The organism is Halopseudomonas salina, from assembly GCF_008641105.1.
Genome location: NZ_VTTI01000012.1, coordinates 97,536 through 123,439 on the forward strand (window position 1 = coordinate 97,536; position 25,904 = coordinate 123,439).

The 25,904-nt window shown below is 58.2% G+C and carries 31 protein-coding genes; 17 read left to right on the top strand and 14 right to left on the bottom strand.

Annotated elements, in window-relative coordinates; all coding sequences use genetic code 11:
- The 3 genes from FZF01_RS16750 to FZF01_RS16760 form a co-directional block, all read right to left on the bottom strand.
- Positions 1-1,180, bottom strand: a 1,180-nt coding sequence (locus FZF01_RS16750) for an acyl-CoA dehydrogenase family protein (RefSeq protein WP_223825549.1), incomplete at its 3' end; no start/stop codon positions are given.
- An 86-nt stretch (positions 1,181-1,266) separates the two neighbouring features.
- The gene (locus FZF01_RS16755) at positions 1,267-2,247 is read right to left on the bottom strand and encodes a serine/threonine protein kinase (protein WP_150279223.1); all 981 of its coding nucleotides are present in this window, start codon (positions 2,245-2,247) and stop codon (positions 1,267-1,269) included.
- 108 nt (positions 2,248-2,355) lie between these two features.
- A complete protein-coding gene (locus FZF01_RS16760; protein ID WP_150279224.1) occupies positions 2,356-3,075 on the bottom strand; it encodes a ComF family protein in 720 nt (239 codons plus the stop codon).
- Positions 3,076-3,161: 86 nt separating this feature from the next.
- On the opposite strand from FZF01_RS16760, the gene bioB reads away from it, so the two are divergent.
- From bioB to FZF01_RS16800, 8 genes are all read left to right on the top strand, one after another.
- On the top strand, positions 3,162-4,208 hold the full coding sequence (gene bioB / locus FZF01_RS16765; protein WP_150279225.1) for a biotin synthase BioB: 1,047 nt from the start codon (positions 3,162-3,164) through the stop codon (positions 4,206-4,208).
- A 144-nt stretch (positions 4,209-4,352) separates the two neighbouring features.
- On the top strand, positions 4,353-5,528 hold the full coding sequence (bioF, locus tag FZF01_RS16770; protein ID WP_150279226.1) for an 8-amino-7-oxononanoate synthase: 1,176 nt from the start codon (positions 4,353-4,355) through the stop codon (positions 5,526-5,528).
- The gene (locus FZF01_RS16775; RefSeq protein ID WP_150279227.1) at positions 5,521-6,243 is read left to right on the top strand and encodes an alpha/beta fold hydrolase; all 723 of its coding nucleotides are present in this window, start codon (positions 5,521-5,523) and stop codon (positions 6,241-6,243) included. The genes bioF and FZF01_RS16775 overlap by 8 nt, the downstream gene beginning before the upstream one ends.
- Positions 6,236-7,045 (top strand): malonyl-ACP O-methyltransferase BioC, encoded by an 810-nt coding sequence (gene bioC, locus FZF01_RS16780; protein WP_150279228.1) that lies wholly within the window; start codon positions 6,236-6,238, stop codon positions 7,043-7,045. Before FZF01_RS16775 ends, bioC begins: the two co-directional genes overlap by 8 nt.
- 1 nt (position 7,046) lies before the next feature.
- Positions 7,047-7,727 carry a dethiobiotin synthase gene (bioD, locus tag FZF01_RS16785; protein ID WP_150279229.1) on the top strand — a complete coding sequence of 227 codons (681 nt, stop codon included), beginning with the start codon at positions 7,047-7,049 and terminating at the stop codon, positions 7,725-7,727.
- A 77-nt stretch (positions 7,728-7,804) separates the two neighbouring features.
- Positions 7,805-8,113, top strand: coding sequence for a flagellar basal body rod C-terminal domain-containing protein (locus FZF01_RS16790; protein WP_150279230.1), 309 nt, complete (start codon positions 7,805-7,807; stop codon positions 8,111-8,113).
- 141 nt (positions 8,114-8,254) lie between these two features.
- On the top strand, positions 8,255-8,944 hold the full coding sequence (locus FZF01_RS16795) for a putative metalloprotease CJM1_0395 family protein (RefSeq protein WP_150279231.1): 690 nt from the start codon (positions 8,255-8,257) through the stop codon (positions 8,942-8,944).
- A 233-nt stretch (positions 8,945-9,177) separates the two neighbouring features.
- Positions 9,178-10,983 carry a phenylacyl-CoA dehydrogenase gene (locus FZF01_RS16800; protein ID WP_150279232.1) on the top strand — a complete coding sequence of 602 codons (1,806 nt, stop codon included), beginning with the start codon at positions 9,178-9,180 and terminating at the stop codon, positions 10,981-10,983.
- Between the two features lie 120 nt (positions 10,984-11,103).
- Here the strand turns inward: FZF01_RS16800 and yjgA are convergent, their stop codons facing one another.
- Positions 11,104-11,619, bottom strand: coding sequence for a ribosome biogenesis factor YjgA (gene yjgA / locus FZF01_RS16805; RefSeq protein ID WP_150279233.1), 516 nt, complete (start codon positions 11,617-11,619; stop codon positions 11,104-11,106).
- A gap of 116 nt (positions 11,620-11,735) precedes the next feature.
- Between yjgA and pmbA the strand changes: the two genes are divergently transcribed.
- Positions 11,736-13,106, top strand: coding sequence for a metalloprotease PmbA (gene pmbA / locus FZF01_RS16810; RefSeq protein WP_150279234.1), 1,371 nt, complete (start codon positions 11,736-11,738; stop codon positions 13,104-13,106).
- Positions 13,107-13,367: 261 nt separating this feature from the next.
- On the opposite strand, the gene FZF01_RS16815 is transcribed toward pmbA, so the two are convergent.
- The 10 genes from FZF01_RS16815 to FZF01_RS16860 form a co-directional block, all read right to left on the bottom strand.
- Positions 13,368-13,640 (bottom strand): HPr family phosphocarrier protein, encoded by a 273-nt coding sequence (locus FZF01_RS16815; RefSeq protein ID WP_150279235.1) that lies wholly within the window; start codon positions 13,638-13,640, stop codon positions 13,368-13,370.
- Positions 13,641-13,642: 2 nt separating this feature from the next.
- The gene (gene rapZ / locus FZF01_RS16820; RefSeq protein WP_150279236.1) at positions 13,643-14,497 is read right to left on the bottom strand and encodes an RNase adapter RapZ; all 855 of its coding nucleotides are present in this window, start codon (positions 14,495-14,497) and stop codon (positions 13,643-13,645) included.
- Positions 14,498-14,502: 5 nt separating this feature from the next.
- A complete protein-coding gene (gene ptsN / locus FZF01_RS16825) occupies positions 14,503-14,961 on the bottom strand; it encodes a PTS IIA-like nitrogen regulatory protein PtsN (RefSeq protein WP_150279237.1) in 459 nt (152 codons plus the stop codon).
- A gap of 27 nt (positions 14,962-14,988) precedes the next feature.
- Positions 14,989-15,297 carry a ribosome hibernation-promoting factor, HPF/YfiA family gene (hpf, locus tag FZF01_RS16830; RefSeq protein ID WP_150279238.1) on the bottom strand — a complete coding sequence of 103 codons (309 nt, stop codon included), beginning with the start codon at positions 15,295-15,297 and terminating at the stop codon, positions 14,989-14,991.
- Between the two features lie 91 nt (positions 15,298-15,388).
- A complete protein-coding gene (locus tag FZF01_RS16835; protein ID WP_150279239.1) occupies positions 15,389-16,888 on the bottom strand; it encodes an RNA polymerase factor sigma-54 in 1,500 nt (499 codons plus the stop codon).
- A gap of 83 nt (positions 16,889-16,971) precedes the next feature.
- On the bottom strand, positions 16,972-17,712 hold the full coding sequence (gene lptB / locus FZF01_RS16840) for an LPS export ABC transporter ATP-binding protein (RefSeq protein WP_150279270.1): 741 nt from the start codon (positions 17,710-17,712) through the stop codon (positions 16,972-16,974).
- 11 nt (positions 17,713-17,723) lie between these two features.
- Positions 17,724-18,254, bottom strand: coding sequence for a lipopolysaccharide transport periplasmic protein LptA (lptA, locus tag FZF01_RS16845; RefSeq protein ID WP_150279240.1), 531 nt, complete (start codon positions 18,252-18,254; stop codon positions 17,724-17,726).
- The gene (lptC, locus tag FZF01_RS16850) at positions 18,241-18,819 is read right to left on the bottom strand and encodes an LPS export ABC transporter periplasmic protein LptC (RefSeq protein WP_150279241.1); all 579 of its coding nucleotides are present in this window, start codon (positions 18,817-18,819) and stop codon (positions 18,241-18,243) included. Before lptC ends, lptA begins: the two co-directional genes overlap by 14 nt.
- Positions 18,819-19,343, bottom strand: a complete 525-nt coding sequence (locus FZF01_RS16855) for a KdsC family phosphatase (protein WP_150279271.1) — start codon at positions 19,341-19,343, stop codon at positions 18,819-18,821. Before FZF01_RS16855 ends, lptC begins: the two co-directional genes overlap by 1 nt.
- 17 nt (positions 19,344-19,360) lie before the next feature.
- The gene (locus FZF01_RS16860) at positions 19,361-20,332 is read right to left on the bottom strand and encodes a KpsF/GutQ family sugar-phosphate isomerase (protein WP_150279242.1); all 972 of its coding nucleotides are present in this window, start codon (positions 20,330-20,332) and stop codon (positions 19,361-19,363) included.
- A 233-nt stretch (positions 20,333-20,565) separates the two neighbouring features.
- On the opposite strand from FZF01_RS16860, the gene FZF01_RS16865 reads away from it, so the two are divergent.
- The 8 genes from FZF01_RS16865 (at position 20,566) to hisG (ending at position 25,863) form a co-directional block, all read left to right on the top strand.
- Complete coding sequence (locus FZF01_RS16865) at positions 20,566-21,384, top strand: ATP-binding cassette domain-containing protein (protein WP_150279243.1); 819 nt, start codon at positions 20,566-20,568, stop codon at positions 21,382-21,384.
- Positions 21,381-22,163, top strand: a complete 783-nt coding sequence (gene mlaE / locus FZF01_RS16870; RefSeq protein ID WP_150279244.1) for a lipid asymmetry maintenance ABC transporter permease subunit MlaE — start codon at positions 21,381-21,383, stop codon at positions 22,161-22,163. Before FZF01_RS16865 ends, mlaE begins: the two co-directional genes overlap by 4 nt.
- Before the next feature lie 18 nt (positions 22,164-22,181).
- Complete coding sequence (gene mlaD / locus FZF01_RS16875) at positions 22,182-22,646, top strand: outer membrane lipid asymmetry maintenance protein MlaD (RefSeq protein ID WP_150279245.1); 465 nt, start codon at positions 22,182-22,184, stop codon at positions 22,644-22,646.
- A 23-nt stretch (positions 22,647-22,669) separates the two neighbouring features.
- Positions 22,670-23,305 carry an MlaC/ttg2D family ABC transporter substrate-binding protein gene (locus tag FZF01_RS16880; protein ID WP_150279272.1) on the top strand — a complete coding sequence of 212 codons (636 nt, stop codon included), beginning with the start codon at positions 22,670-22,672 and terminating at the stop codon, positions 23,303-23,305.
- A complete protein-coding gene (locus FZF01_RS16885) occupies positions 23,302-23,607 on the top strand; it encodes an STAS domain-containing protein (protein WP_188434485.1) in 306 nt (101 codons plus the stop codon). The genes FZF01_RS16880 and FZF01_RS16885 overlap by 4 nt, the downstream gene beginning before the upstream one ends.
- A 28-nt stretch (positions 23,608-23,635) precedes the next feature.
- Positions 23,636-23,875 carry a BolA family protein gene (locus FZF01_RS16890; RefSeq protein ID WP_150279247.1) on the top strand — a complete coding sequence of 80 codons (240 nt, stop codon included), beginning with the start codon at positions 23,636-23,638 and terminating at the stop codon, positions 23,873-23,875.
- 64 nt (positions 23,876-23,939) lie between these two features.
- Positions 23,940-25,202 carry a UDP-N-acetylglucosamine 1-carboxyvinyltransferase gene (murA, locus tag FZF01_RS16895; RefSeq protein WP_150279248.1) on the top strand — a complete coding sequence of 421 codons (1,263 nt, stop codon included), beginning with the start codon at positions 23,940-23,942 and terminating at the stop codon, positions 25,200-25,202.
- Positions 25,203-25,221: 19 nt separating this feature from the next.
- Positions 25,222-25,863 carry an ATP phosphoribosyltransferase gene (gene hisG / locus FZF01_RS16900; protein ID WP_150279249.1) on the top strand — a complete coding sequence of 214 codons (642 nt, stop codon included), beginning with the start codon at positions 25,222-25,224 and terminating at the stop codon, positions 25,861-25,863.
- Positions 25,864-25,904 lie beyond the last annotated feature (41 nt).

Sequence of the window (25,904 nt, forward strand, 5' to 3'; positions counted from 1 at the left end):
GCAGATCGAGCAGTTCAAGGGCGGTCTTGCGCTCCTCTTCGGTTTCCAGGGTCTCGGTATCATCGAACAGGCGTGCAGCGTAGAGGCCCAGATCGAACGCGCCTTCCACATAGGCTTTCTGGGTCAGCAGCAGGCGCTTGATGTCAGTGTGCTGGATGATCGACACCTGTGGCGAAGACGGGTCCTTGCCATCGGGTAGCCGGCCCTGGGGACGATCACGAGCATATTCCAGGGAGTACAGGTAGCCGGCATAGCCGAGCATGACCGCGCCCATACCCACACCGATACGTGCTTCGTTCATCATCTGGAACATGTACGACAGCCCGTTGTGCGGCTTGCCTACCAGATAGCCCACGCACTCGCCTTTTTCGCCAAAGTTCAACGCGGTTGAGGTGGTGCCGCGCCAGCCCATCTTGTGGAACAGACCGGCCAGGGCAACGTCGTTGCGCTCGCCGACGGTGCCGTCATCATTGACCAGAAACTTGGGCACGATGAACAGCGAAATGCCTTTCACACCGGGGGGAGCATCGGGCAGCTTGGCCAGCACCATGTGCACGATGTTTTCCGAAAGCGGATGGTCGCCACCGGAAATATAGATCTTGTTGCCCTTGAGGCGATAGCTGCCGTCCTCGGCAGGTTCTGCCTTGGTGCGGATATCCGACAGCGACGAGCCGGCATGCGGCTCGGTCAGCGCCATGGTGCCGAAGAAGCGACCCTCGATCATAGGCTGCAGGAAGCGCTCCTTCTGCTCTTCGCTACCAAAGTTCTCGATCAGGTTGGCTGCGCCCATTGTCAGCATTGCATAAGAGGAGGTGGCGGCATTGGCTGACTGGAAATGCGCAAAGCAGGCCTGGGACAGCAGGTTGGGCATCTGCATGCCGCCCTGCTCGAAGGTGCGCGTTGCATTCAGAAAGCCGGCTTCGAGGAAGGCGTCGACGGCCGGTTTCACTTCCGGGATGAGCTCGGCCGCACCATCGACGTACTTGGGCTCGTTCTCGTCGCTCTTGCGGTTGTGCGGCGCGAAATACTTGTCGGCAATGGTGCGCGCAGTATTGATAGCCGCGTCAAAGGTCTCACGGTTGTGATCGGCGAAGCGAGGGCGCTCGGTCAGGCCTTCGGCATCCAGCACTTCGTAGAGTTCGAAGGCCAGGTTGCGTGAATCAAGTAGGGTATCGGACATGCTCGGTGCCTCTGTGAAAAGTGCGTGCAGTGTATGCAGTCAAAAGGTGACTGAAAACGGCCATTGATATCTCTTATGCCGTCTGATCAGAACAGCCGAAGCAGCGGCTCATCAAGCGCCGCGCGCTGCTCGCGCAGGGTCAAGACCTGGTCTGCCCAGTACCGCTCGCTGGCAAACCAGGGAAAGTGCCGCGGAAAGGCCGGATCGTCCCAGCGACGTGCCAACCAGGCGCTGTAATGTACCAGACGCAATGTTCTCAGCGATTCTATCAGAGCCAACTGGCGTGGATCGAAGTCGTGAAACTCGTTGTAACCTTCTACCAGCTCGGCCAGTTGGGCCTGACGCTGGTTATGGTCACCAGACAGCATCATCCACAGATCCTGAATTGCCGGGCCCTGCCGGCAGTCGTCCATGTCGACCATATACAGGCTTTCGTCTCGCCAGAGCAGGTTGCCTACATGCAGATCGCCGTGAAGCCGGATCGTTTTGTACGGGACTGCTTGCATGCGCTGGTCGATCACCTGCATCAGGTCGTCGGCAACGGAGAAGTACGCCGGACGCAGATTCTCGGGTACTACGCCAGAGTCGCGCAGCCAGGCAATACTGTCGTGGCCGAAGCTCTGCACAGTGAGCGATGGTCGGTGTTCGAAGGGGCGCATCGCTCCCACCGCATGCAGGCGACCAACCAGACGGCCAAGCATCAACAGGTGGTCGGGATTATCCAGTTCCGGTGCGCGTCCACCAAAGCGCTTGAACAGGCTGAAGCGAAAGCCGGCAAACTCGAACAGCGTGCGGCCTTCGACCTGCATCGGCGGAATGACTGGAATGTCCCTGTCAGCCAATTCGAGCGAATAGGCATGCTCCTCGAGTATGGCTTCATCGCTCCAGCGCACAGGGCGGTAGAATTTGGCAATCAGTGGCTGTGCGCCCTCAATACCTATCTGAAAAACCCGGTTCTCGTAGCTGTTCAACGTTAGAGTGCGTGCATCACTGAGAAAGCCAAGGGACTCCACCGCATCGAGCACGGTGTCGGGTGTCAGTAGAGCAAAGGGGTGTTGCGAGTCCATGGTTGAGCAGCCAGCAAGAATAGACGGTCATGTTCGCGCTTATGACCGCAAGCCGCAAGCTTCAAGCGACAGAGCTAGGGTGCCGGTGGAGATTTGCCGGGGGATGGCTCAGGGGGTTCTGGCTATGCACCAGATGCTCACGCTGGCAGCGCCGGCCTCTATCAATGTCTGACTGGCTGCGTCGGCGGTGGTACCGGTAGTCACCACGTCATCGACAAGAGCCAGATGCAGGCCGGTAACCGCCGCCGTTGGCGGAGATTGAAAAGCGTTGGCCAGATTGCGTTTGCGATCATTGGCACTTAGCCCCTGTTGTGCCGCGGTGTGGCGCACCCGCCGCAGGCTATGCCTGCACAGTGGGAGCTGCAGATATCTGGCCACCGGACCGGCGATTTCCTGGGCCTGATTGAAACCGCGTCTGGCCTGGCGCTTTGGATGCAGCGGCATAGGCAGCACCCGGTCGGGCAACGATTGATCATGTTCGCTGTAGTGAAAATGAACTGCCTCAGCCAGTAGGCGCGCCAGGAGTCTGCCGTAGATCAGTTGGTCGTGATATTTGAAGGCTGGAATCAGGCTGTCGATGGGGAAGCGGTACAGCAGGGGGCTGACCACCTGTGCAAAGGTGGGGTTGCGCAGCTGACACTTGCCGCACAGCTGGTTGTCTACGGGGAGCGGCAGGGCGCAGCGTCGGCATTGGCTGTGCAGCCAGGGCAGATCTGTGCGGCAGGCGTCGCAGATTCCGCTAGTGGTCTGGGCGCCGTCGCCCAGGCACAACAGGCAACGGCTCGGATGGCTATTAATTAACCACTTGTAAACCTGCGATATGTTCAATGGTTGACAGCCTCCTTGCCGCCGTTATCATGCGACTCATAGCTTCAACCAACTCCGTTTTCCGTGCAACCGCCAGGATCTAATTCATGACAGCCTCAGTAACCCGCCACAACTGGACACCGGCAGACGTGCTGGCCCTGTTCCGTCAGCCTTTCAACGACCTGCTGTTCCAGGCCCAGACCGTTCACCGCCAGCATTTCGATGCCAACCGGGTGCAGGTCTCAACGTTGCTGTCGATCAAGACCGGTTCTTGCCCAGAGGATTGCAAGTATTGCCCCCAGTCCGGCCACTACAACACTGGCCTGGAAAAGGAAAAGCTGCTGGAAGTGCAAAAAGTGCTGGATGAGGCCGCTGCAGCCAAGGCGATTGGCGCAACCCGCTTCTGTATGGGCGCGGCATGGAAGCATCCTTCCGAGAAGGACATGCCCTACGTTCTGGAGATGGTCAAGGGTGTACGCAAGTTGGGTCTGGAAACCTGCATGACCCTGGGCAAGCTGACCAAGGAGCAGACAGCTGCACTGGCCGACGCCGGGCTGGACTACTACAACCACAACCTGGACACCTCCCCCGAATTCTATAGCAGTATCATCACCACTCGCACATTCGGTGATCGCTTGGAAACGCTTTCCTATGTGCGTGATGCGGGCATGAAGATCTGCTCCGGCGGTATTCTGGGTATGGGTGAATCCATTGAGGATCGCGCTGGTCTGCTGATCCAGTTGGCCAACCTGCCAGAGCATCCCGAGAGTGTGCCGATCAACATGCTGGTCAAGGTCAAGGGCACGCCGCTGGAAAACGAAGAGGATGTTGATCCCTTTGATTTTATCCGCACCCTGGCCGTAGCGCGCATCATGATGCCCAAGTCCCATGTGCGTCTGTCTGCAGGTCGCGAACAGATGAACGAGCAGACCCAGGCCCTGGCATTTTTCGCTGGCGCCAACTCGATCTTCTACGGTGACCGGCTGCTGACCACCTCCAATCCGCAGGCCGAGAAAGACATGCGTCTGTTCGAGCGTCTGGGCATCAAGCCCGAAGAGCGCCAGGAGCACGACGACGAAGTGCACCAGGCCGCGATCGAGCAAGCCCTGGTCGAGCAGCGTGATAGCGAAATGTTTGTTAACGCGGCAGGCTGATAAACAGCAGCCGCAAGCTTCAAGCTTCAAGTGACAAGCTGCGGGTGCTCTCGGCACCCTCAGGGTGTCCCCGATCAATTCGACTATCAGTGCGCACGGTCAGCTTGCTGCTTGAAGCTTGCCGCTTGCAGCTGTGTGAGCCATATGTCCTTCGACCTGTCGTCCCGTCTTGCCGAGCGCCGTGCCGCTCACCTGTATCGTCAGCGTCCGCTGCTCGAGTCGCCCCAGGGCGTTAGGGTGACGGTGGACGGGCAGGCATTATTGGCATTTTGTAGTAACGATTACCTGGGGCTGGCCAACCACCCGGAAGTGATCGATGCATTCACCCGGGGTGCGCGCCAGTGGGGTGTCGGTGGCGGCGCCTCGCATCTGGTGGTCGGTCACAGCGAACCACATCATCAGCTGGAAGAAGCCCTGGCGCACTTTACCGGTCGGCCGCGAGCACTGCTGATGTCCAGCGGTTATATGGCCAATATCGGCGCGGTGACGGCGCTGGTCGGCAAGGGCGATACCATTTTGCAGGACCGTCTCAATCACGCATCTCTCCTGGATGCGGGCCTGCTCAGTGGCGCGCGGTTCTCGCGTTATCTGCACAATGACCCGGTCAGCCTGGCATCCCGGCTGGAAAAGGCCGTGGGAAATACGCTGGTTGTGACTGACGGGGTGTTCAGTATGGACGGCGATCTTGCCGACCTGCCTTCCCTGTGTGCGACCGCACGAGCCAAGGATGCCTGGGTCATGGTGGATGATGCCCACGGTTTCGGCTGCCTGGGCAGGAACGGCGGCGGCATTGTCGAGCATTTCGGCCTGGGCATGGGGGATGTCCCGGTATTGATAGGTACCTTGGGCAAGGGTTTTGGTACCGCGGGCGCCTTTATTGCTGGCAGTGAGGAGTTGATCGAGACATTGATTCAATTCGCCCGACCATACATATACACCACTAGCCAGCCACCCGCAGTGGCATGCGCCACACTGGCCAGTCTGCAGTTGCTGCGCGATGAACACTGGCGCCGCGATCACCTGCAGCAACTGATTACACAGTTTCGCGCCGGCGTTGCCGAGCTCGGGCTGGAGCTGATGGACAGCCCTAGCCCCATTCAGCCTATTCTGGTGGGTAGCAGCGCCCGCGCGCTGGCATTGTCTGCCGCGCTGCGTGAGCAGGGGATTCTGGTTACCGCGATTCGTCCGCCGACTGTACCCCAAGGCACCGCCAGATTGCGCGTCACCCTGTGCGCCGCTCATAGCGAGGATGACGTGGGGCAACTGATAGCCGCCCTGAAGCATGCGCTGACCAAACTGCCGGAGCAGACACATGACTGATATCAGCTTGCTGCCTGGCTGGGCGATGGCCCCAACAACAATGCAGTCGCTGCGTGATGCCCTGCTGGAGCGCTTGCCAGCCAGCCGAGTGGGGTGTCATGCGCTGCCAGCAATCCAGCTTTCCAGCATGGAGCCGGATTTGACCGCGCTGGCTGAGAGCCTGAAGCCGGGCGTGCTGGTTGGCTGGTCACTCGGAGGCATGCTCGCACTACAGCTGCAGCGTCGTTTTCCCGAGCGCTTCAGCGCGGTAGTTACTATCGCCACTAATGCCTGTTTTGTCGCGAGAGCCGACTGGCCGACCGCGATGCCGTCTGACACTTTCAAGCAGTTCTTCGCGGATATGCGCAGCGAGCCAGAGAAAACGCTGAAGCGTTTCGCACTGTTGGTGACGCAAGGCAGTGCGCAGCGTCGCAGTCTGGGTAAGTTGCTGGAGTGGGACCGAGCCGATCACCAGCAACGCCTCAATGGTCTGGCGTTACTGGCGGTTGTGGACAATCGTGTGCCGCTATCGCGCAGTGTAGCGCCGATGCTGCATTGCCTGGGCGCTAACGATGCTCTGGTGCCCGCTGATGCGGCTGGGCCGCTGGAACGCCTGGCTGAGCCAGGCGTGGCGCGGGTGGTTGTACATCCAGAGGCCAGCCATGCGATCGTGCTCGAGCAACCCCTCTGGCTGGCCGATCAGATCGCCGGTTTCCTGGAGACCGCCAATGTCTGAGACAGCGATAGACAAGCAACGGGTCGCGGATTCATTCAGTCGCGCCGCAGCTACTTACGATCAGGCGGCAGCCTTTCAGCGGAGTGCGGGGAGTAACCTGCTGGCACGCATACCCGCCCAGCTGCAGGCGCATGAGATCGTTGATCTGGGTGCGGGCACGGGTTATTTCACCCGAGCTCTGACGCAGCGTTTTGCGGTTGCCGCAGCAGGTCTGGATCTGGCCGAGGGCATGCTACGTTTTGCCCGCCAGTGCAATGGTTCCGAACATGCCCTGCTCGACAGGCAACCGCGCTGGGTAGTGGCTGATGCAGAGGCTCTTCCTCTGCGCCCGGCCTCCCAGGATCTGATTTTTTCCAGTCTGGCGCTGCAGTGGTGTCCCGACCTTGCGCGGGCAATCGCAGAAGCGCGGCAGGCGCTGCGCCCGGGCGGTTGTCTTGCTTTTAACACTCTGGTTGAAGGGACGTTGTTCGAGTTGCAACGTGCCTGGCAGTCGGTGGATGCTTTCGTGCACGTCAACCGATTTATGCCTTCTGACGAGCTTCGACAGATTCTGGCCGCATCCGGTTTTTCGCATTGGCGTTGTGACTTAGAGACCCACGTGCTGCGGTATGGCCAGCTAGGCGAACTGACCCGCGAGCTCAAGGCATTGGGCGCGCACAATATCAATCAGGGCAGGCCGGGAGGCCTCACCGGGCGCGCGCGACTGCGCGCTCTGACCCAGGCTTATGAAGCGTTCCGCCAACCCGAAGGGCTGCCCGCTACCTATCAGGTCGCGCAAATTCTCATGTTCAAGGAGTCATGACATGCTCAAGCGTTATTTTGTGACTGGCACCGACACTGAAATCGGCAAGACCACCATCGCCTGTGGCTTGTTGTGTGCAGCTCGACGCACAGGGCTTACCACTGCAGCGGCCAAGCCTGTCGCGGCTGGCTGCGAGCGTACCAGCGAGGGCCTGCGCAATGAAGATGCCTTGGCCCTGCAGGCCCAGTGCGATCCGGCATTGGCCTACGAGCTGATCAATCCAGTCACACTGGAGGCGGCTATCGCACCGCATATTGCAGCGAATGAAGAGGGTGCGAATCTGACGGTCGAACTCCTCGCCGGTGGTTGCCTGCAGGTATTTGATCGCAAGGCCGAATTTACCCTGGTTGAGGGCGCGGGTGGCTGGCGCGTTCCTCTCAATCCGGAGCAGACCCTGGCTGATTTGGCACGCGAACTCCGGGTACCGGTCATCATGGTTGTGGGTATGCGCCTGGGCTGTATCAACCACGCTATTCTTACGGCTGAAGCGATCGCGGCGGATGGCATCGAGCTGGCCGGCTGGGTTGCAAACCAGGTGGACCCTGACATGAGTCGTCCACAGGAGAATCTGGCTACACTGAAAAAGTTGATACAGGCGCCTTATCTGGGCTATGTGCCCTGGTTGGAAGATGCTACCGCGGATCTTGTGGCGGATTTTCTGGATATAACACCGCTGGTCTGAAAGCGGTAGCGGGCCGGTATTCCAGGTAGTGGCTTTGTGCTTCAATAGCAGTGTTAACACACCAAGGAGTTATGCTCATGGCTAGTCTCGATTTGATGTCAGCCGGCATGAACAGTGTCCGTCAGGGTCAGTACCGTGCGTCGACTGCCGCAGCAGAAATTGCGCGCGTGGGCGTCCCTGCCGATCCGGCTGCCTCTCAGGCTGTACCGCTGCAGCCTGCCATCGACAAGCCCGCGGCTACTACCGCAGTGGACAGCAACCGCCCGGTCAATCTGGTAGACAGCCTGGTCGAAATGCGACAGGGTCAGCGCGAGGTCGAGGCGGGTTCTTCCGTTATCGATACTGCTTCTGAAGTGCTTGGCACTCTTCTGGACGTGAAGGCCTGATTTAATCAGGCCATTGGAACGCCCGTGAGCAGCATTGGCTCGTATTCTCCTTTTCCATCCTACATACCGCCGTCCGCTCGTGCGGAGCCCGCGCGCGGTTTTTCTGCGGGTGATCAGTTTCCCGTAGCAGTTTCCGCAGGTATGGCAACTGCCGCCCCTGGTGAGGGGGAGAATCCGCCAAGTGGACAATCTGCCGGTATCCGTAACGATCTGCCGGGTTCCCTAGTCGGAGAGGGCGGCGTTGCGAAAGAGTCGGACGATAGCTCGCAGCGCGAGGCGCAAGTTCGCCAGGAGCTGGCGAGCAGAGAAGCCAGGCTGGAAATGATCGAGCAGGCCGAGATTCAGGACCTGGCAGCCAGGGATCGTGAGGTTCGCGCCCACGAGCAGGCGCACATGGCCGTCGGTGGTCAGTACGCGGGTGGCGTCAGTTACGATTACAGTCGTGGACCCGATGGGCGTCTTTACGCGACGGGTGGTTCGGTCTCGATTGACATATCCCCTGTCTCAGGTGATCCGGCAGCGACCATCAACAAGATGCAACAGGTGCAGCGTGCCGCGCTGGCACCGGCCGAGCCCTCCGGACAGGACCGGGTAGTCGCCGCCCAGGCGGCGCAACTGATTGCCCAGGCGCGCTCAGAAATCGCTTCCAGCACCGTGGAAGCTGAACCGCGGTCTGCTGCCTCCGGGAATGAGTCCGGTGAGGCAGAAACTGATGTCATAGAGCAGCCGGATGCCGCACCGGTGGTGTCCGGCTCCCGGGAGCTGGCCACCTATCGCCAGATAGATTCCTCGTCACAGTATGCACAGGCAACCTTCAGCGCCAGCGCCTGAATCTGCCGTATCTTTCTGCTTCCCTTCCTTCGTACTTCAGCCGTTGTTTTGTGCATTGCAAGTAATGGTGCGTGGGCGCGGGCAGGTTACAAATAATTCCCGGGCCAGCGGATGACTGGGGCTTGACATATCTAAGGTCTAAACGTATGTTTCAAACGTCTGTTTGAATCAGCACCTAGTCCGCAGCCAACAGCTGCTCTTGAATCCCGTTTCAACCGTTGAGGTCAAGTACCATGCCAGATTACAAGGCTCCCCTGCGTGACATCCGCTTCGTCCGTGACGAAGTCCTGGGATATGAAGAACACTACAAGAGCCTGCCCGGCTGCGAAGACGCGACGCCGGACATGGTTAACGCCATTCTCGAAGAGGGCGCCAAATTCTGTGAGCAGGTGATTGCCCCCCTGAATCGCGTGGGCGATACCGAGGGCTGTACCTGGAGCGCGGAGGGCGTCAAGACCCCGACCGGTTTCAAGGAAGCCTACGCTCAGTACGTTGAAGGCGGCTGGCCTAGTCTGGCCCATGATGTTGATCATGGCGGCCAGGGTCTGCCCGAGTCACTGGGTCTGGCAGTCAGCGAAATGGTTGGTCAGGCAAACTGGTCCTGGGGTATGTACCCTGGCCTGTCACATGGTTGCATGAACACCATCGCGCAGCACGGCACTGACGAGCACAAGCACACTTACCTGACCAAGCTTGTTTCTGGTCAGTGGACAGGCACCATGTGCCTGACCGAATCCCATTGTGGAACGGATCTGGGCATGCTGCGTACCAAGGCAGAGCCCCAGGCTGACGGAAGCTACAAGCTCAGCGGTACCAAGATCTTCATCTCTTCCGGTGAGCACGACATGGCCGAGAATATCGTCCACATCGTTCTGGCCCGCCTGCCCGACGCACCGGCTGGCACCAAGGGTATCTCGCTGTTTATCGTTCCCAAGTTCCTGCCTGACGCGAATGGCGAGAAGGGTGAGCGTAACGGCGTGAACTGCGGTTCCCTTGAGCACAAGATGGGTATCCACGGTAACGCTACCTGCGTGATGAACTTTGACGGCGCTACCGGCTTTTTGATCGGGCCACCGAACAAGGGTCTGAACGCCATGTTCACCTTTATGAACACTGCCCGCCTGGGTACTGCTCTGCAGGGGCTGGCCCATGCTGAAGTCGGCTTCCAGGGTGGCATCCAGTACGCCCGTGATCGTCTGCAGATGCGTTCGCTGACTGGTCCGAAGGCGCCTGAGAAGGCGGCTGACCCGATCATCGTGCACCCTGATGTACGTCGTATGCTATTGACCATGAAGGCCTTTGCCGAAGGCAGCCGCGCCATGGTGTACTTCACTGCCCAGCAGGTGGACATCGTCAAGAACAGCCAGGACGAAGCACAGAAGAAGCAAGCTGACGCGCTCTTGGCCTTCCTGACTCCTATCGCCAAGGCGTTCATGACTGAAGTCGGTTTTGAAGCGGCTAACCATGGCGTACAGATCTACGGTGGCCACGGTTTCATCGCCGAGTGGGGCATGGAGCAGAACGTGCGTGATGCCCGTATCTCCATGCTGTATGAAGGCACTACCGGTATTCAGGCACTGGACCTGCTGGGTCGCAAGGTACTGATGACCCAGGGCGAAGCGCTCAAGTGCTTCACCAAGATCGTGCACAAGTTCTGTCAAACCGAAGAAGGCAACGAAGCTATTTCCGAGTTTGTAGCGCCGCTTAACGCGTTGAACAAGGAATGGGGCGAGCTGACCATGAAGATCGGCATGGCAGCGATGAAGGACCGTGAGATGGTTGGCGCGGCATCTGTCGATTATTGCATGTATTCCGGTTACGCCTGTCTGGCCTACTTCTGGGCTGACATGGCTCGGGTTGCTGCAGCCAAGCTGGCTGAAGGCACCTCCGATGCCGCTTTCTACCAGGCCAAGCTGCAGACTGCGCGTTTCTACTTCCAGCGCATCTTGCCGCGTACCCGCACGCATGTAGATGCGATGCTGTCGGGTGCTGACAACCTGATGGATATGCCGGAAGAGAACTTCGCACTGGGCTATTGATAGATCTGGAGGGATAGATCTGGCCGGATAAGTCCTGCCGGGTTGACCCGATTGGCAAGATAGAAGGCCGCTCCCGAAAGGGCGCGGCCTTTTTTTGCGTGCGGCGCGGAGGTGAGTGGCTCAGAGGTCCTGTTCGACGGTCTCGCGCACCAGTTTGAAAATCTTCCGCGATGCCGCTGGTGGTTTGTTCTCGGCAGCTTCCTTGGCGGCCTGGCGTATCAGCTGGCGTAATTGCTGACGATCAGTCTGAGGGTAGGCAGCCATGAACGCTTCCTGGTCCTCGGCATTACCTGTGAGTAGCCGGTCACGCCAACGTTCGATCTGATGGAAATGTTGGGCATGGGCTTGGCTGCTGCTGTCGAGCCGATCCAGATAAGCGCGAATGGCATCGATATCCTGATCGGGCATCTGTTTGCCAACAAAGCTCAAATGCCGTTTCAGCGCACCGCGGGCGGTGTGACGCGGCGCCTCTTCCAGAGCGGCGAGCAGTTTGTCGGTCAGGTTAAGCTTGGCCAACTGGGCAGGTTTGAGGTCAATCAGTCGGCGCCCAAGGGCGCGCAGCTCATCGCGCTCACGTTTGAGCTGCGATCTGCTGACGCCCTCGTCATCCTGTTCCTCGTCGTAGAAGTCTGTCATGGTCACCTCGTTGCGGCCCGCCTCTGGTTACTACATGCGGTTACTTTTCAATGCGCCATGATACCCGTTCACAGCGGGGCTGTCCGCGGTACAATGCCCGCCTGAGAGGAGATTACATGACCGATTACCAGCCCACCCGACAGGAAGATCCCCATGCGCTGCGCCAGGATACCCTGCGTCAGGAACTAGAACAGCGAGTTGCCTTTATTCTTGAAGAGTCACGTCGCCAGGGTGCGACTGCCTGTGAGGTAGGCGTAAGCCAGAACACCGGACTGTCGGTTGCGGTGCGTCAGGGCGAAGTGGAAACCGTCGAATTCAATCGCGACCAGGGTTTTGCGATCAGTCTTCACGTTGGGCAGCGCAAGGGCTCGGCTAGCACTTCCGATACCTCCGACGAGGCGATCAGTGCGGCGATCAAGGCAGCCCTGGGTATTGCCCAGCATGCTTCAGAAGACAGCTTTGCAGGTCTCGCTGATCCTGAGCTTATGGCCCAAGACCTGCCTGACCTGGACCTGTACCACCCCTGGAATCTGGACGCCAGCGAGGCCATCGAGCGAGCGCTTGCCTGCGAGGCTGCTGCCCTGGAAACCGACCCTCGGCTCACCAGCGACAGCGCTAACGTGAGCACTCAGAAGGGTTGCCGTGTCTATGGCAACAGCAACGGTTTTATCGGTAGTTCCATGGGTACCCGGCACAGTGCTTCTGCAGTGATGATTGTCGCGTCCGACCAGGGCATGCAGCGCGATTACTGGTACGACGTAGACCGTCAGGCGGGCAATCTGCCGAGTCCGCAAGCGCTTGGACGCAAGGCCGCGCAACGCACGCTGGCTCGGCTCGGCTCAAGACCGATCAAAACGGCCAAGGTCCCGGTATTGTTCGCCGCGGACCAGGCTGCAGGCCTGCTGGGGCACCTGATTGGCGCGATCGCCGGCGGCGCGGTTTATCGTCAGTCCACCTTTTTACTTGATGCATTGGGTCAGCCTATCTTCCCAACCTGGGTGAGCATTGATGAGCGGCCCTATATGCCGCGTGCACTTGGCAGCTCGACGTTCGATGGCGATGGTCTGGCCACCCGCGAGCAGGCATTTGTCGATCAGGGCAGGTTGATCAGTTGGGTACTCAGCACCTACTCCGGCCGCAAGCTTGGACTGCCCAGTACCGCTAACGCTGGTGGCGTACATAATTTGCACATCACCAGTAACGCTGGCGATCTCGAAGCTTTGCTGCAGGAGATGGGTACGGGGCTGCTGGTCACCGAACTGATGGGGCAGGGCGTCAATGGCGTTACCGGAGACTATTCTCGCGGAGCCGGTGGGTTCTGGGTGGAGAATGGCCAGATTCAGCACCCGGTTCAGGAAGTGACCATAGCTGGCAACCTGAAGGATATGTTCGCTAATCTGCGTTGTGTGGGATCGGACATCGAGCGACGCGGGAATAATCTGACCGGGAGCTGGCTGGTGGACGGGATGACGGTGGGAGGGGAGTAAAGCAGCGGCAAGCGGCAAGCTACAAGCTACAAGCGGCAAGCGGGAGTCTGGCTGAGTTGAGGTTCAGGTTTGTATCGAAAGAATCCGCCTGGATTCCCGCCGAGGGTATGACGGAATCAGTTGGGTGCTGAAGACAATGGAGCAGGTGTTGCAGGGAGCGCACCATTAGAGTTAACAGGCCGCAGCGTGGCTTTGGCTTTGGCTTTTAGCTTGAGGCTTGCCGCTTGTAGCTTGCCGCTTGAGCCTAGCGGCTTGCCGCTTTCACTCCCCCTCTTCGAAATAATCCTCAATCAATGCCAGCAGTTCCTGCATCGCCTGTTCAGCGTCGTCACCTTGGCAGGTGATGCAGACTTCGCTGCCCTTGCCGGCTGCCAGCATCATGACCTGCATGATGCTTTTGCCATTGACCTGATCTTCTTCTGTTGAGCCGATACGTACTTCACAGCCGTGTCGATTGGCTACGCCAACGAACTTGGCTGCAGCTCGGGCATGCAGGCCGAGCTTGTTGATAATCAGCGTGCGCCTGGTGAGCATGGTCAGGGAATATCCCTGTGGCGGATAAGCATGTTGGCTGTTTTGCTGCCCAGAGCCTGCAAAAGTCGTTCGGCAATATAGACCGAACGGTGGTGCCCTCCGGTGCAGCCAATCGCAATGGTCATGTAGCTGCGTTCACCAGCGGCGTAGCGCGGCAGCCACTTGCTCAGAAATCGATGTATGTCCTCGAACATTTCCTGGGCGTCGGGTTGGGCGTCGAGAAAGTCGCGAACAGGTTGATCCTTGCCGGAGAACTGCCTCAGTTCGGGTTTCCAGTAAGGGTTGGGCAGGCATCGCACATCAAACACCAGATCCGCATCAACGGGTACGCCCCGCTTGAATCCGAAGGACTGGATCAGAACGGACGGCGCACTACCCTGGCTACCCAGCAGACGCTGCTTCAGGGTGTCGCGTAGCTGGTAGAGATTGAGATGGCTGGTATCGATCTTCAGGTTGGCTAGGTCGATGATAGGCTCAAGCAGACGGAGCTCGGCCGCTATTGCTTCGGCCAGGGAGTGGCTCTGGTCGGTGAGCGGATGCTTGCGGCGGGTCTCTGAAAAACGCTTGATCAGCACTTCATCGGTGGCAGCAAGAAAAATCACGTCACAGGTAATGCCACTATCACGTACCTGCGCCAACAGCTCGGGAAACCGCTGCAAGTCACTGCGCAGATTTCTTGCATCGATGCTGATGGCGACCTTGGGTAATTGCATGCCTGATTTGTTGGCCTGCCGTGCCAGGTCTGGCAGCAGCCCCGCGGGTAGATTGTCGATGCAATAAAACCCGTTATCTTCCAGCAGGTGCAGCGCGGTACTTTTGCCGGACCCGGAACGACCACTGACTACAACAAGATGCATGGCGCTCAGGTATCCGAGTCTGTAACGGTCATGATGCGATAAAGCTCATCGGCATCGTCCGCTTCGCGCAAGGCTTCACGCAGGCTAGCCTGGTCAAGCTTTTCGGCAAGCATCTTGAGTATCTGTAAATGCTGTTCGGTGGCTTCCTGTGGGACCAGCAGCACAAAGATAAGGTCCACCGGTTCTCCGTCCAGTGCATCAAAATCAATTTTCGATTGCAGCTGGAACAGCGCGCCTACCGGTTTATGGCAATCCTCCAGCCGACAGTGGGGTATGGCTATACCGTTACCAAAACCGGTTGAGCCAAGTTTCTCCCTGGCTATCAGGTTCTGGTAAATGCTGTCGGGATCAAGATGACTATGTTGGGCGATCATCTTGCCGATCAGCTCGAGCATCTTTTTCTTGGAGCCCCCCTGCACACCGGCAAAGGTGCGCTGGGGGGTCAGTATGTGATCAATTTGCATGGGTTTTGGCTACGGTTGCCTTAGCGGTTAGCGGTCGTTGACGCCTTGCTGGCGATTGAGGTTTTTTTCCTTGTGCTTTATCAGCTGCCGATCAAGTTTGTCGGTCATCAGGTCAATGGCGGCGTACATGTCTGTGTGCTCTGCGTTGGCGACTACCTCGCCGCCGGCTACATGCAGGATAGCTTCAGCTTTCTGTCGGAAGTTCTCGACTTCGAGTATGACCTGAACATTGGTAATCTTGTCGAAATGTCGCTCCAGGCGGGACATTTTCTCGTTCACGTAATTGCGCAGTGGATCGGTAATGTCGAGCTGATGACCGCTTAGGTTCAGTTGCATATGACTTCTCCTGATTGGCTTGATGAAGCAGGGAAACGAAGTCGATTCCCCATAATGCCGTATTTCGTGCTCTGCGTATCAGGCCCGCCGGTCAGACAATCCGCTTACGTTCGCTCGACGGAGCGATATTGAGCGATTCGCGGTACTTGGCGATGGTACGACGGGCTACATCAATTCCCTGCTCTTCCAGTAAACCAGCGATCTTGCTGTCGCTCAATGGTTTCTTCGGGTTTTCTGTCGAGACCAGTTTCTTGATCAGCGCGCGGATCGCCGTGGAGGAAAATTCGCCGCCTTCAGAGGTGCCGACATGGCTGGAAAAAAAGTACTTAAGCTCGAAGATACCCCGAGGCGTGTGCATGAATTTCTGCGTAGTTACCCGCGAGATCGTTGATTCATGCATACCTACGGCTTCGGCTATGTCGTGCAGCACCAGGGGCTTCATTGCTTCTTCACCGTACTCGAGAAACTCGCGCTGGTGCTCGACAATCTGAGTGGCCACTTTCATCAATGTTTCGTTGCGGCTTTGCAGGCTCTTAATGAACCAGCGTGCTTCCTGCAGGTTATTGCGCAGGTAGGTGTTGTCTGTGCTGGAGTCGGCACGCCGTACCATGGAGGCGTATTGGCTGTTGACCCGGATCTTGGGAACAGATTCCTGATTCAGCTCGACAATCCAGCGGTTGCTGTCGCGGCGCACAATAACATCGGGGATCACATATTCGGGTTCACCCGAAGCTATTTCCGAGCCGGGGCGGGGGTTGAGCGTCTGGATCAACGCGATAACGCGACCCAGCTGGTCTTCCTTGAGCCGTGTGCGACGCATCAGCTGACTGAAATCGCGACTGCCAAGCAAGCCCAGATGATCGCGCACGACCTTCTGTGCCTGCTCCAGCAGCGGGGTGTCGGCCGGCAGCTGGCGCAGTTGCAGCAGCAGGCACTCGCTCAGATCACGTGCCCCTACACCCACGGGTTCGAACTGCTGGATTCGGTGCAGCACCATTTCGATTTCGTCGAGCTCCACTTCGCGCTCCGGGTCGATGGAGGCAAGGATCTCTTCGAGAGACTCCTCCAGATAGCCGTCTGCATTGATTGCATCAATGATCGATAGTGCAATGAGCTGGTCGGTTTCCGAAAGAGGAATCAGGTTCAGCTGCCATTCCAGGTGGCTTTGCAGCGTTTCACCGGTACCGGTGCGGGAAGTGAAATCCCAGTCATCATCATCGCCGCTGGGGAGCGAGCTTGCCGATGTCTGATAGACATCTTCCCACTGGGTATCTACGGGCAAATCGCTAGGAATCTGTTCATTCCAGTTGCCTTCCTCGGCGGCCTGGGAGTGCTGATCAATGGCGTCCATTTCAACCGGCTCGGGTACGGAGACGGCGGGGGCATCGTCGTTGTCGGCTCCATCTGATCCCGAGCCGCCATGATCATCGTCAGCCTCGTCAGCCATTTCCAGCATCGGATTAGCTTCAAGGGCCTCCTGAACCTCCTGTTGGAGGTCGAGACTCGACAGTTGGAGCAGTCTGATGGCCTGCTGCAGCTGCGGCGTCATGGTCAGCTGCTGCCCCATCTTGAGGACGAGCGTAGGTTTCATTATCGGACGTATTACCTTATGCGCTATTACTGGCGTTGGTGCGAGGCTGGCCTGAGGCTAGCATGCCTGAATCGACCCTGTTTTTATAGCCGGAACTCTTGGCCCAGATACACATCCTTGACCAGCTGATTGTCGAGTACGGCCTGCGCGTTTCCCTCGGCGATAATATGCCCATCGCTGACGATGTAGGCCTTGTCGCAGATGTCGAGTGTCTCGCGCACATTGTGATCGGTGATCAGCACGCCAATGCCCTTGTCCCTGAGATGCTGAATGATCTGTTTTATATCGTTTACCGAGATCGGATCCACACCGGCAAAGGGCTCATCGAGCAGAATGAACTTGGGGTCACTTGCCAGCGCGCGAGCTATCTCAGCACGACGGCGCTCGCCGCCGGACAGACTCATGCCCTTGCTGTCGGCCAGATGATGGATATGAAATTCGTGCATCAGGGAGCTCAGCTTGTCGAGCCGGCCCTGCCGGTCCAGATCCTTGCGAGTCTGGAGTATCGCCATGATATTGTCGGCCACACTCAGCTTGCGGAAAATGGATGCCTCCTGGGGGAGGTAGCCGATGCCCTGGCGAGCCCGTCCATGCATGGGCAGATGGGTGACGTCGAGGCCGTCTACCAGTATGTGACCATGGTCGGCCTTCACCAGCCCGACAATCATGTAGAAGCAGGTGGTCTTGCCAGCGCCATTAGGGCCAAGCAGGCCAACTACTTCGCCACTGCGGATGGACAGGGACACATCCTCAACGACCTTTCTCGTCTTGTAGGCCTTGGCCAGATGGCGTGCTTCGAGGACGGTTGCAGCAGATTCGGTCATGGCGGGCCCGGTCATGGATTGGCGGCTTCATCGCGTTGGCGGGGCTGGATCACGATTTCGATGCGCCCCGGTTCGCCCGAGTCACCCGCCGCCGGTCGTCCCGCGTCTACCACCTGTTCATTGATGTCGTAGCTGACGAAGTCACCCTGAAAGGTGTTGCCGCGCTGCTCCAGGCGTGCCTGGTCGATCAGTACTACGCGTTCGCTGTCGGCAAAGTACTCGATGGTCTGCGCGCGGGCGTTCACTTCGCCGTCGTTTTCGCCGGGGGTCTGAGTGTAGGTAGCGGGGTTTCCCGTGCTGGTGATCTTGCTCACCGCACCGGCACTGTCGGTAGCCAGCGTGACCTGGTTTCCAGTGAGGCGCATGCTGCCCTGGGTAATAATGACGTTGCCCCGGTAGACCGCAGTGTTGCGGCGCTCATCCAGGGTGGCACTGTTGGCCTGGATTCGGATCGGCTGGTTGCTGTCCTGAGGTAATGCCATTGCCGGCAGGCTGGCAACCAGCAGCAGTGCGACCACCGGCAGGAATTTATTGAAGCTCATGCTGACCTCGTACGTTGGACAGCAGCTCCAGGCGGCCGTCATCAAGAAAAACCTGCATGCCGTCAGCAGTGGTGACGCTGCCAGCGGTCTCGATTCTAACGCTTTGTGCCGTTTCGGCATAATCACGCTCGGGAAACAGCGTCAGAGCCTGCGTGGTCATGCGTGCCGAGGGCTCAGTGGGATCCTGCCGCTGCAGCAGTACATCGGTGTTCAATTGCACTTGATTGCCGCCTTTGGTTACGGCGCCCTGTTGCGCCTGCAGCAACCAGGGGTGCTCTTCGCCGGGGCGATAGTACAACAGGTTTGGCTGTTCAAGCTGCGTACTGTCATCGGTGCGTTGATGCGTTGCCCGGGTGCTACGCAGCTGGTATGCCGGTGTCCCCTGTCCGTTGAACATGAGTATCTGCGTATTTTCCATGAAAAAATCCGGTTGCAGCGGGTCGGTCACCAGCGGCTCCTGGTCGAAGGAGGAGGGCCGAATATTGAAATACCCCACGGCCAGTGCCAGGGCTACTGCCAGGCCTATCAGTCCGGCAGTGCGTAAGTAGCGTGGGATAGCAAACATCAGAGATAAGCCTCGCGTGCTTTGCCAAGTGTGCCCTGCGCGCCCATTATCATTTCGCAGAATTCCCGGGCTGCTCCAGCGCCGCCTGCTGCACGGGTGACGCAATGGGCCTGCTCGCGCACAAAGCTGTCAGCCGTGGCCACCGCCACACCCAGTCCGACGCGGCGCATGACCGGAAGGTCTGGAAGATCATCGCCCAGGAAAGCGATCTGCTCGAGCTCGAAGGGCAATATCTCGCGTAGCTCGGCAAGTGCGTTGAGTTTGTCTTCGCGCCCCTGAATCAAATGCTTGATGCCCAGATTTGCTGCGCGGTTTTCCACCAGCGGTGACTTGCGACCACTGATAATCGCCACTTCAACGCCCGAAGCCATCAGCATCTTGATGCCGTGGCCGTCCAGGGTATTGAAGGATTTGAATTCGGTGCCGTCAGGCATGAAGAACAACCGGCCATCGGTAAGCACTCCATCGACATCGAAAATCGCCAGTCGGATGCCGGCTGCGCGGCGGCTCAGGTCAGCACTCATGCCTGATTCGATCGAGCTCATACTACCCCCGCGCGCAACAGGTCGTGCATATTCAATGCGCCCACCGGTCGGCCATCCGGGTCAACTACAAAAAGCCCGTTGATCTTGGCGTCTTCCATGATCTTCAATGCCTCGGCAGCAAGGGCGCCCTGGCTCACTGTCTTGCACTGCGGGGTCATCACCAGGGAGATGCTCGAGGTGTGGATATCCAGGTTCTGATCCAGTGTGCGACGCAGGTCGCCGTCGGTGAATATGCCAGCGAGCCTGCCCTGTTGATCGGTAATCCCTGTGAGACCCAGGCCCTTGCGGGTCATCTCCAGGAGCGCGTCGCGCAGTGATGTTTGCGGGGTAACCATGGGCATCCGCTCACCGTCGTGCATTATATCGTCAACCAGCAGCAGTAATCGGCGTCCCAGTGTGCCCCCGGGGTGAGAGAAGGCAAAATCCTCGGCGCTGAAGCCGCGGGCTTCGAGCAATGCAATAGCCAGGGCGTCGCCCATGACCAGCGCAGTAGTAGTACTGGATGTCGGCGCCAGATTCAACGGGCAGGCTTCCTGCTCAACACCGGTATGCAGGTTGGCCAGAGCCGCCTTGGCCAAGACCGAGTCGGGATTGCCGGTAATACTGATCAGCGGTACCCCGAGACGCTTGAGCAGCGGCAGCAATGTGACGACTTCGGCAGTGTTGCCGGAGTTGGACAAGGCGATGACCACGTCCTGCCGGGTGATCATGCCCATGTCGCCGTGACTGGCTTCGCCCGGATGCACAAAAAAAGCAGGGGAGCCAGTGCTGGCCAGAGTGGCCGCAATTTTCTTGCCTATATGTCCGGACTTGCCCATGCCGGTTACAACAATGCGTCCTGTACATGACAGCAGGGCATCACAGGCTTTGACGAAGCCCTCGTCAAGGCGCTCAAGTAGGCTGTGAACCGCGTCGCGCTCCATCTCGATGCTACGCCGCGCGGAAGCGGTAAAATCAAAATCAGGCATATGCACACTTCGTCTGTTGGCAAGCGTGAGAGTATAGCGCCTTGTCTCCTTTAACTCATCCGTTGCCAGTCTTGCCGCCGCTGTTAAGTCCGCACAAGGGTGGCATTGTGTTGGCGAATATTGCGCGGCGGTTTTATTGTGCAGCCCTCACTTGGGCTGGATACACCAAACTGTTATATTAGCGCGTTCATTTTGCCCGCCTTGCGCCGGTAGCCAGGAAGCCCGATTTTTTTATGACCGACGATTCAGAATTCATCGTTGACCTCAAACAGGTCACCTTCAAGCGCAGCGGACGCACCATTTTTGATGGTGTGGATATCCGTATTCCGCGCGGCAAGGTGACCGGGATCATGGGGCCTTCAGGCTGCGGCAAGACCACCTTGCTGCGGTTGATTGGCGCGCAGCTGCGGCCCGAAAGCGGCGCAGTACTGGTCAACGGACAGGATATTCCCAAGCTCAAACGAGGCGATCTTTTCCGCGCCCGGCAGAACATGGGCATGTTGTTTCAGAGTGGCGCGTTGTTCACAGACCTGAGTGTGTTTGAAAACGTGGCTTTTCCTTTGAGGGTGCACACCGAGCTCAGCGAGGACATGATCGGCGATATCGTCAAGCTCAAGCTGCAGGCTGTGGGTTTGCGCGGCGCGCACACATTGATGCCCGACGAGCTGTCCGGCGGAATGAAGCGGCGTGTAGCGCTGGCGCGCGCCATCGCACTCGACCCGCAATTGTTGATGTACGACGAACCCTTCGTAGGTCAGGACCCAATCTCAATGGGTGTGCTGGTGCGTCTGATCCGGTTGCTCAATGATGCGCTGGGGCTGACCAGTATTGTGGTGTCCCACGACCTGACCGAAACCGCCAGTATTGCCGACTATTTATACGTGATTGCTGATGGACAGGTATTGGGCCACGGGGCGCCGGGCGAGCTGATGGAGTCCAGTAACCCGCGCATCCGGCAGTTCATGCGCGGCGAGCCAGATGGACCGGTACCTTTCCATTATCCGGCTGACGAATTGACCAGCGATCTGTTGCAGCGGGGTGAGCATAAATGAAGACCCTCGCTGATCGCCTGGCGTTGATGGGTGCCTCCGGGCTGGACGTGATCGCAGCCATCGGCCGGTCCGGCGTGTTTCTATTCCATGCCATCACTGGTCGTTCAAACTTTGGCAGTGGCTGGAGCCTGTTCATCAAACAGCTCTATGCCGTGGGCGTACTGTCTCTGGCAATCATCATCGTATCCGGACTCTTTATCGGGATGGTGCTGGCCCTGCAGGGCTACAATATTCTCAGTACCTACGGTTCCGAGCAGGCAGTGGGGCAGATGGTAGCTTTGACCCTGCTGCGTGAACTTGGGCCGGTTGTGACTGCTCTATTGTTTGCAGGCCGTGCGGGTTCCGCGCTGACTGCCGAAATTGGCTTGATGAAAGCGACTGAGCAGTTATCCGGCCTGGAGATGATTGGCGTCGATCCGCTCAAGTATGTGATTGCGCCGCGATTGTGGGCTGGCTTCGTGTCCATGCCACTGCTGGCAATGATCTTCTGCGTTGTCGGGATTTGGGGCGGAGCCATGGTTGCGGTCGACTGGCTCGGCGTTTATTCAGGCTCATACTGGGCCAATATGCAAAACTCCGTGGAGTTTGGCAGCGATATCATCAACGGCCTCATAAAGGCAGTGGCCTTCGCGTTTGTGGTTACCTGGATCGCGGTATTCCAGGGTTATGATTGCGAGCCCACCTCGGAAGGTATCAGCCGGGCAACCACCCGTACCGTTGTTTATGCCTCCCTTGCCGTACTCGGCCTGGACTTTATCCTCACAGCTTTGATGTTCTGATCAGCAAGGAAACCGAACATGCGTACCCGTACTTTAGAGTTGACCGTCGGCCTGTTCATACTGGTTGGCATCATGGCACTGCTGGTTCTGGCGCTGCGGGTCAGCGGGCTGAGCGTCAGCCCGGGAGCTGATACCTATAAGGTTCATGCCCATTTTGACAATATTGCCGGCCTGACTCCCCGTGCCAAGGTCACCATGTCCGGTGTAACCATCGGCCAGGTGACGGCCATCGAGTTCGACAAGACCCGTTACACAGCGCGGGTCGAAATGGCGATCGACGGCAGCGTCAACACCTTGCCTTCTGATAGTGCAGCCTCGATCCTTACAGCGGGTTTGCTCGGTGAAAAATATGTCGGCATCAGCGTGGGTGGTGAGGACACCATGCTCAAGGATGGCGATCGAATTGTGGACACTCAATCGGCACTGGTACTGGAAGAGCTGATTGGTCGTTTCCTCCTCAGCACCGTCAGTAAAGAAGACTAATACGGAGAATGATTATGCGAGCCATGTTCAAAGCACTGCTGGTACTGGCCCTTGCTGCTCCGCTTGCGGTGCACGCGGCGCTTACGCCCCATGAAGTGGTCGAAGACACTTCCGTACGGGTAATGGAAGTTCTGGACGCCAACCGCGAGACCTACAAACAGGACACGGACGCCTTCCTTGACGGACTCAACGAGATCATGAATCCGGTGGTCGACTTCCGTGGGATTGCGCGCAGCGTGATGACGGTGCGTTACAGCGGCCGTGCTACCGACGAGCAGATGGACCGCTTTATCGAGACTTTCAAGCGCAGCATGGTGCAGTTTTACGGTAACGCCCTGCTGGAATTCGATAGCGGTATGATCAAGGTGTTGCCACCCACAGGTCGGGGCAAATACGGTGATGACCGCACTAGTGTCGACATGGAGATTCGTACCTCCAATGGCATGGTATACCCCGTTACCTACACCATGGTTCTTATTGACGACCAGTGGAAGGTGCGCAACGTCATAGTGGAAGGTATCAACATGGGCTTGCTGTTCCGTGATCAGTTCGCCCAGGCAATGCAGTCCCACCGTGGCGATCTGGATGCCGTTATCGACAATTGGGGGACCGTGGTTGCCCAGTCCGCCAAGACAGTAGAAAAAGAGGTAGAGAATTGAGCGCCAGTATTGTCAGTGACAACAACGGCCTGATTCGGCTCGAGGGTGTGTTGGACTTTACCACTGCGGTGAGTCTGCGCTCCGATATCGAGGAGGCAGTCAAGGCACAGTCCAGCGATATTACACTTGATTTTGCCGGCGTCACCTTGACCAACAGCGTCGGACTGTCACTCATACTGGTTGCTGCGCGGGCCCTGGAAGGGCGTGAAGGCAGCCTGCGTTTACAGAGTGTGCCCGACGGACTACGGAGTATTGCCCGGGTCTGCGAGCTGGAAGACTGGCTGGGCACACTGACAGTCTGAAAATTATTTTTTAACGGATGGGAAATACATGCAGTCCGAACAGGTTAAACAATTGATAGAGCCGCAATTGCCCGACACTGAAGTGCTGGTGGAAGGCGAGGGCTGCAATTTTCAGCTGAATGTGATCAGCGATACCCTGGCGGCAATGAGTCCGGTCAAGCGTCAACAGCAGATCTACGCGCTACTGGGTGACCAGATAGCGGATGGCAGCATTCATGCCGTCACCATGAAATTCTTTACCCGTGACGCCTGGAATCAGCGCGCCTGAAGCGGTAACACGTCAAAGCCACACTTACCTGGCGTCCTGCGCCTGACAAGAGAACATATTGCACATGGACAAACTGCTCATCACCGGCGGCAACCGCCTGGATGGAGAAATCCGCATTTCCGGGGCAAAAAACTCCGCGCTGCCCATTCTGGCAGCCACCCTGCTCGCGGACGGACCGGTGACAGTCTGTAATTTGCCGCACCTGCATGACATCACCACCATGATCGAGCTCTTTGGCCGCATGGGTGTTGAGCCGGTGTTGGACGAGCGGATGAATGTGGCGGTTGACCCAACACGCATCACCACGCTGGTTGCGCCCTACGAACTGGTCAAGACCATGCGTGCGTCCATCCTGGTGCTGGGTCCAATGGTGGCGCACTTCGGCTATGCCGAGGTGGCCTTGCCCGGTGGTTGTGCCATCGGTTCACGCCCGGTTGACCTGCACATTCGCGGTCTTGAGGCCATGGGCGCCGAAATTACCGTGGAAGAGGGCTATATCAAGGCCCGCGCGCCCGAAGGCGGCTTGCGCGGCGCACATTTTTTCTTTGATGTGGTCTCGGTAACCGGTACTGAAAACATTCTGATGGCCGCCACCCTGGCCAACGGCCGCACCATACTGGAAAACGCCGCCCGTGAACCCGAAGTGGTGGATCTGGCCGAATGCCTGATCGCCATGGGCGCGAAAATTTCCGGTCACGGCACCGACACCATCACCATCGACGGAGTGAAAAGCCTGCACGGTGCGCGATACTCGGTGATGCCTGACCGCATCGAGACCGGTACCTATCTGGTCGCTGCGGCGGCAACAGGCGGGCGCATCAAGCTCAAGGATACCGACCCGACCATTCTCGAAGCGGTTTTGCTCAAGCTGGTTGAGGCCGGCGCCCAGATTGATACCGGCAAGAACTGGATATCTCTGGACATGAAAGGTAACCGGCCAAAGGCAGTCAATCTGCGTACTGCCCCCTATCCGGCATTTCCGACGGACATGCAGGCTCAGTTCATTGCCATGAATGCGGTGGCTGAAGGCACTTCGACAGTCATAGAAACGGTGTTCGAAAACCGCTTTATGCACGTGCAGGAAATGAACCGTATGGGAGCTCACATCACCATCGAGGGCAATACTGCAATCGTTACCGGTGTAGAAAAGCTCAAGGGTGCGCCTGTCATGGCCACCGACCTGCGCGCATCGGCCAGTCTGGTTATCGCTGGTCTGGTTGCCGAGGGCGAAACCCTGGTCGACCGGATTTATCACATCGACCGCGGTTACGAATGTATCGAGGAAAAGTTGCAGATGCTTGGCGGTATAATCCGCCGCGTCTCCTGAGCCAAACAAGGGATCACGCATGACCCAGAGTCTGACTATCGCCCTGTCCAAGGGTCGCATTCTTGACGATACGCTGCCGCTGCTGAAGCTGGCTGGCATCGAGCCGCTCGAGGATCTGGACAAAAGTCGCAAACTGATTTTCGAAACCACTGATCCTGATGTGCGTTTGCTGATCATCCGCGCCACCGATGTGCCGACCTATGTGGAGCTGGGTGCAGCGGACATGGGCGTGGCTGGCAAGGATGTGCTGATGGAATATGGCAGTCAGGGGCTCTATGAGCCACTGGACCTGAAAATTGCCAATTGCCGACTGATGACTGCCGGGCCGGTGAATACCCCAGAGCCCAAGGGGCGTCTGCGGGTGGCCACCAAGTTCGTCAACGTGGCGCGTCGCTACTACGCCGAACAAGGCCGTCAGGTCGAGGTCATCAAACTGTACGGCTCCATGGAGCTCGCACCTCTGGTTGGTCTGGCAGACAAGATCATCGACGTGGTCGACACCGGCAACACCCTGCGGGCCAACGGCCTCGAGGCGCAGGAACTGATTGCCACCATCAGCTCCAGGCTGGTGGTCAACAAGGCCGCAATGAAAATGAAGCACGCCCGGATCAAGGCACTGATTGAATTGCTGGCTGCTGCGGTAGAGCAGCGCTCCGCCTGAAAGCCCCTTACGAACCCACTTATTCTGAAAAGGTGAATGTG

What these genes read in the sequence shown, in the direction of transcription:
- bioB (WP_150279225.1), top strand. Translation starts at nt 3,162, where the DNA reads ATGACAGCCTCAGTAACCCGCCACAACTGGACACCGGCAGACGTGCTG.
- FZF01_RS16775 (WP_150279227.1), top strand. Translation starts at nt 5,521, where the DNA reads ATGACTGATATCAGCTTGCTGCCTGGCTGGGCGATGGCCCCAACAACA.
- FZF01_RS16800 (WP_150279232.1), top strand. Translation starts at nt 9,178, where the DNA reads ATGCCAGATTACAAGGCTCCCCTGCGTGACATCCGCTTCGTCCGTGAC.
- FZF01_RS16790 (WP_150279230.1), top strand. Translation starts at nt 7,805, where the DNA reads ATGGCTAGTCTCGATTTGATGTCAGCCGGCATGAACAGTGTCCGTCAG.
- FZF01_RS16890 (WP_150279247.1), top strand. Translation starts at nt 23,636, where the DNA reads ATGCAGTCCGAACAGGTTAAACAATTGATAGAGCCGCAATTGCCCGAC.
- bioD (WP_150279229.1), top strand. Translation starts at nt 7,047, where the DNA reads ATGCTCAAGCGTTATTTTGTGACTGGCACCGACACTGAAATCGGCAAG.
- rapZ (WP_150279236.1), bottom strand. Translation starts at nt 14,497, where the DNA reads ATGCATCTTGTTGTAGTCAGTGGTCGTTCCGGGTCCGGCAAAAGTACC.
- mlaD (WP_150279245.1), top strand. Translation starts at nt 22,182, where the DNA reads ATGCGTACCCGTACTTTAGAGTTGACCGTCGGCCTGTTCATACTGGTT.
- bioF (WP_150279226.1), top strand. Translation starts at nt 4,353, where the DNA reads ATGTCCTTCGACCTGTCGTCCCGTCTTGCCGAGCGCCGTGCCGCTCAC.
- FZF01_RS16815 (WP_150279235.1), bottom strand. Translation starts at nt 13,640, where the DNA reads ATGCTCACCAGGCGCACGCTGATTATCAACAAGCTCGGCCTGCATGCC.
- lptB (WP_150279270.1), bottom strand. Translation starts at nt 17,712, where the DNA reads ATGACCGAATCTGCTGCAACCGTCCTCGAAGCACGCCATCTGGCCAAG.
- yjgA (WP_150279233.1), bottom strand. Translation starts at nt 11,619, where the DNA reads ATGACAGACTTCTACGACGAGGAACAGGATGACGAGGGCGTCAGCAGA.
- FZF01_RS16865 (WP_150279243.1), top strand. Translation starts at nt 20,566, where the DNA reads ATGACCGACGATTCAGAATTCATCGTTGACCTCAAACAGGTCACCTTC.
- murA (WP_150279248.1), top strand. Translation starts at nt 23,940, where the DNA reads ATGGACAAACTGCTCATCACCGGCGGCAACCGCCTGGATGGAGAAATC.
- hisG (WP_150279249.1), top strand. Translation starts at nt 25,222, where the DNA reads ATGACCCAGAGTCTGACTATCGCCCTGTCCAAGGGTCGCATTCTTGAC.
- lptA (WP_150279240.1), bottom strand. Translation starts at nt 18,254, where the DNA reads ATGAGCTTCAATAAATTCCTGCCGGTGGTCGCACTGCTGCTGGTTGCC.
- lptC (WP_150279241.1), bottom strand. Translation starts at nt 18,819, where the DNA reads ATGTTTGCTATCCCACGCTACTTACGCACTGCCGGACTGATAGGCCTG.
- FZF01_RS16795 (WP_150279231.1), top strand. Translation starts at nt 8,255, where the DNA reads ATGGCAACTGCCGCCCCTGGTGAGGGGGAGAATCCGCCAAGTGGACAA.
- ptsN (WP_150279237.1), bottom strand. Translation starts at nt 14,961, where the DNA reads ATGCAAATTGATCACATACTGACCCCCCAGCGCACCTTTGCCGGTGTG.
- FZF01_RS16860 (WP_150279242.1), bottom strand. Translation starts at nt 20,332, where the DNA reads ATGCCTGATTTTGATTTTACCGCTTCCGCGCGGCGTAGCATCGAGATG.
- FZF01_RS16755 (WP_150279223.1), bottom strand. Translation starts at nt 2,247, where the DNA reads ATGGACTCGCAACACCCCTTTGCTCTACTGACACCCGACACCGTGCTC.
- pmbA (WP_150279234.1), top strand. Translation starts at nt 11,736, where the DNA reads ATGACCGATTACCAGCCCACCCGACAGGAAGATCCCCATGCGCTGCGC.
- FZF01_RS16855 (WP_150279271.1), bottom strand. Translation starts at nt 19,343, where the DNA reads ATGAGTGCTGACCTGAGCCGCCGCGCAGCCGGCATCCGACTGGCGATT.
- bioC (WP_150279228.1), top strand. Translation starts at nt 6,236, where the DNA reads ATGTCTGAGACAGCGATAGACAAGCAACGGGTCGCGGATTCATTCAGT.
- FZF01_RS16835 (WP_150279239.1), bottom strand. Translation starts at nt 16,888, where the DNA reads ATGAAACCTACGCTCGTCCTCAAGATGGGGCAGCAGCTGACCATGACG.
- mlaE (WP_150279244.1), top strand. Translation starts at nt 21,381, where the DNA reads ATGAAGACCCTCGCTGATCGCCTGGCGTTGATGGGTGCCTCCGGGCTG.
- FZF01_RS16880 (WP_150279272.1), top strand. Translation starts at nt 22,670, where the DNA reads ATGTTCAAAGCACTGCTGGTACTGGCCCTTGCTGCTCCGCTTGCGGTG.
- hpf (WP_150279238.1), bottom strand. Translation starts at nt 15,297, where the DNA reads ATGCAACTGAACCTAAGCGGTCATCAGCTCGACATTACCGATCCACTG.